3 protein-coding genes are annotated in these 2,613 nt (G+C 35.1%); 1 reads left to right on the top strand and 2 read right to left on the bottom strand.

From position 1 onward, the window contains the following. Window positions 1-658: 658 nt before the first annotated feature. On the bottom strand, window positions 659-739 hold the full coding sequence (locus tag ADJ83_RS26855; RefSeq protein ID WP_311226016.1) for a hypothetical protein: 81 nt from the start codon (window positions 737-739) through the stop codon (window positions 659-661). 1,063 nt (window positions 740-1,802) lie between these two features. Here ADJ83_RS26855 and ADJ83_RS11445 point away from each other — a divergent pair. Continuing rightward, the gene (locus tag ADJ83_RS11445; protein ID WP_031539375.1) at window positions 1,803-2,273 is read left to right on the top strand and encodes a hypothetical protein; all 471 of its coding nucleotides are present in this window, start codon (window positions 1,803-1,805) and stop codon (window positions 2,271-2,273) included. 79 nt (window positions 2,274-2,352) lie between these two features. Here ADJ83_RS11445 and ADJ83_RS25995 read toward each other — a convergent pair. After that, on the bottom strand, window positions 2,353-2,613 hold a 261-nt coding region (locus ADJ83_RS25995; RefSeq protein ID WP_048717785.1), incomplete at its 5' end, for a hypothetical protein.

Genomic DNA, 2,613 nt, shown 5'->3' with positions numbered 1-2,613 from the left:
TGTTAAATAAAAATAAAGTTTGCAGAATGAGAAAAAAGTCTGCTTAAGAAGAAAAAAGTTTGCTTAAAGTCTCGTGGGTGTATCCAGAGTATGGGTATATTCACGAGGCTTTTTTATGTTTATTGTGGGCTACCAAAGGGTTTTCGAGAGGGACAAGGTGACACTTACGGGCTGGGTAATACCGTATAGGTCATCGCCCATAAAAAAATAAATATATAAATAATTAGGCAGAGGTCAAGTGGTAAGTATGGGGAATGACGGTGGTACAGGGGAAACCGTAAGATATAGTAGTGTGCCTCATCTTTCAAGGGAAGCGCACGTCCAGTAACGTGTAACAAGCCCCAAGCAAGGTCCTCGCCCTTAAAAATAAATATATATAAATAAATAGGTATGGGCCACGAGGTAAGTATGGGAATGGCGGTGGTACAGGGGAAACCGCAAGGTATAGTAGAGTGCTTCCTCTTTCAAGAGAAGTCCACGTCCATGAAGGTACACCATGCTTCAGACTTAAGCACTCGCCCATAAAAAAATAAATAATAATAAAAATAAATAATTATGTATGGGTAACGTGGAAAGTATGGGATTGACGGTGGTATATGAGAAACCGTAAGGTGCTATGTATGAGGCCGATGGGTTAAAGGTATCTTCGATACCTCATTTATTGGCGAGGTGCGAATATCATTACTGAAACACCCACTAAACAGATACCAGCATCTATCCAATCGTATAAATAAGGTATACCCCATCCTCAAATACGGAAGGACTCCTCCATAGCAGCATATACTCCGCATGGGAATGCTCGAAATGTAGTAATTACCACCTTATTACGCCAAGTCAACTCCTCCGAAAACACCCCATTAATGGCTTATCTTCTCTTAACCATAGCCAATTAAGATCCCCCTCCACCAATTTCGGCAATTCCAACAAATTTAAAAAGTACAATTGCATAGGCACCTCATTAGAAGGCAAGAATCGGTTATGGTACAGGGGGCACCGTTAGGTGCCCTAATTGGGTTTTGGTCACTCCTCTAGATGGTGATCTCTCCACTATGTTTAAGCAAACTTTATTCTTATCTTTTTTATTTTTAGAATTACTTTTCTGCTGAAAACGGGCAAATCTTTGAGCAAACTTTATTCTCATTAAAAAAGTTGGGTAATGCCTTTGAAGTCATATGTGGCAAGGGGTGAACGTGATTCCTCGCTTCTGCAAACTTTATTCTAATTTAACACTTGGTACAGTGCAATTGTTACTGTACCAAGGTTTTTAATTTTTAACAAAATAAATGCAGATTTTGTCTTCACCCAAAAAACTCGTTCCTAACCAAAAAAACTCGGTTCAGGACAAAAAAAGTCGGTAGAGTAGAAACAAGGGTTAAGGAAGAAATAGGAAGTATAAGAATGTGAATAAAATTGAAAAAAGCCAGAAGGAATAAGGGTTTTCGAGCCTTTATTCCTTTTTCTTTTCCCCTAAAACCTAATCCCTTAACACTACTCTAGAACGACTTTTTTAGTCCAAAATGGTTGTAAAATCTGAACAAAAATTAGATGAATATGGGGAAAATGCGGGAACGACTTTATTAGGTGGGGAATATTGGAAAATGGCCAATTCGATAAACCTATATACTTATTGATTCACAGCAAACATCATGGCTTATTCAAGAAGCTCAATTAAAGAAACTAAGGTACAGATTAGAAGTAACTGTTAGTATAGTTAAAGTACCCTATAAGATTATATGAGATAGTAATAATATCGAAATGTTCTCTAGAGCATCTTTCATTTCTTATTTTAATGAGGTGATTACGTGGACCATGTTGAGTACAAAGCATATTTGAAGCAGCAATATTCCCATGAGATTCGACCGTTACAATCAGTTAATGACGTTATCTCCGCATTTCAAAAAAAATTAGATATTGTCGAAACAGAATTATCAGAATCCGAAGCTATTTTCTTAAAAATGACAATGCTTAACTATATTAATGTACACAAAAACGACCCTATAAAATCTAACTTGGATAACTTAAATTTCATTTCGTATGAAGTAGTAAGAAATGAAAAAAGTGATCATTACTACAATCATATGGGGATTACATCTGATAATGAAAGAATACTTGTCATTATTGAATCCCAGTTAAATGCAATAACCTCCAATTACGAAGAACTAAAAGTTGATATGATTATTGAACGTGGAATCGACACACCTCATGTTAATCAAGAAACATCTGAGTTTTTTGCATATCTAATGCTTTTTGATTCTCATAATGAGAATCATTGACTCCGACAGGAGATAAAAAGATAAGATTTTACAGAAAAGTGAAAGAGTTACAGGAAAATTAATTCTCGATTTTAAGAGTCTATTCTATGGACTCTTTTTTTGGGGGATCTCCAAGAGCAAAATTAAAAATGAAGAATTTTAGGTTATATAATTGTTCTAGAAAAGGGCGTGATTGTGGAGAAATACATAGAAAATGATCAAACTTTTTTATAAAACCGAAACTTAAATCTGTTGGATAAGAATCAATTTTGATCAATCTTTTTTCAAAATTGATTCTTTTATTTATCGTAAAACGCTGGCTTGGGAGGTATTTTTGATTAAACTTTATTTTAAAGCAACA

Source organism: Bacillus sp. 522_BSPC (genome assembly GCF_001076885.1).
GTDB lineage: Bacteria > Bacillota > Bacilli > Bacillales > Cytobacillaceae > Niallia > Niallia hominis.
The sequence above is the reverse complement of the archived record's forward strand: the minus strand, read 5'-3'. Positions and strand labels throughout refer to the sequence as shown.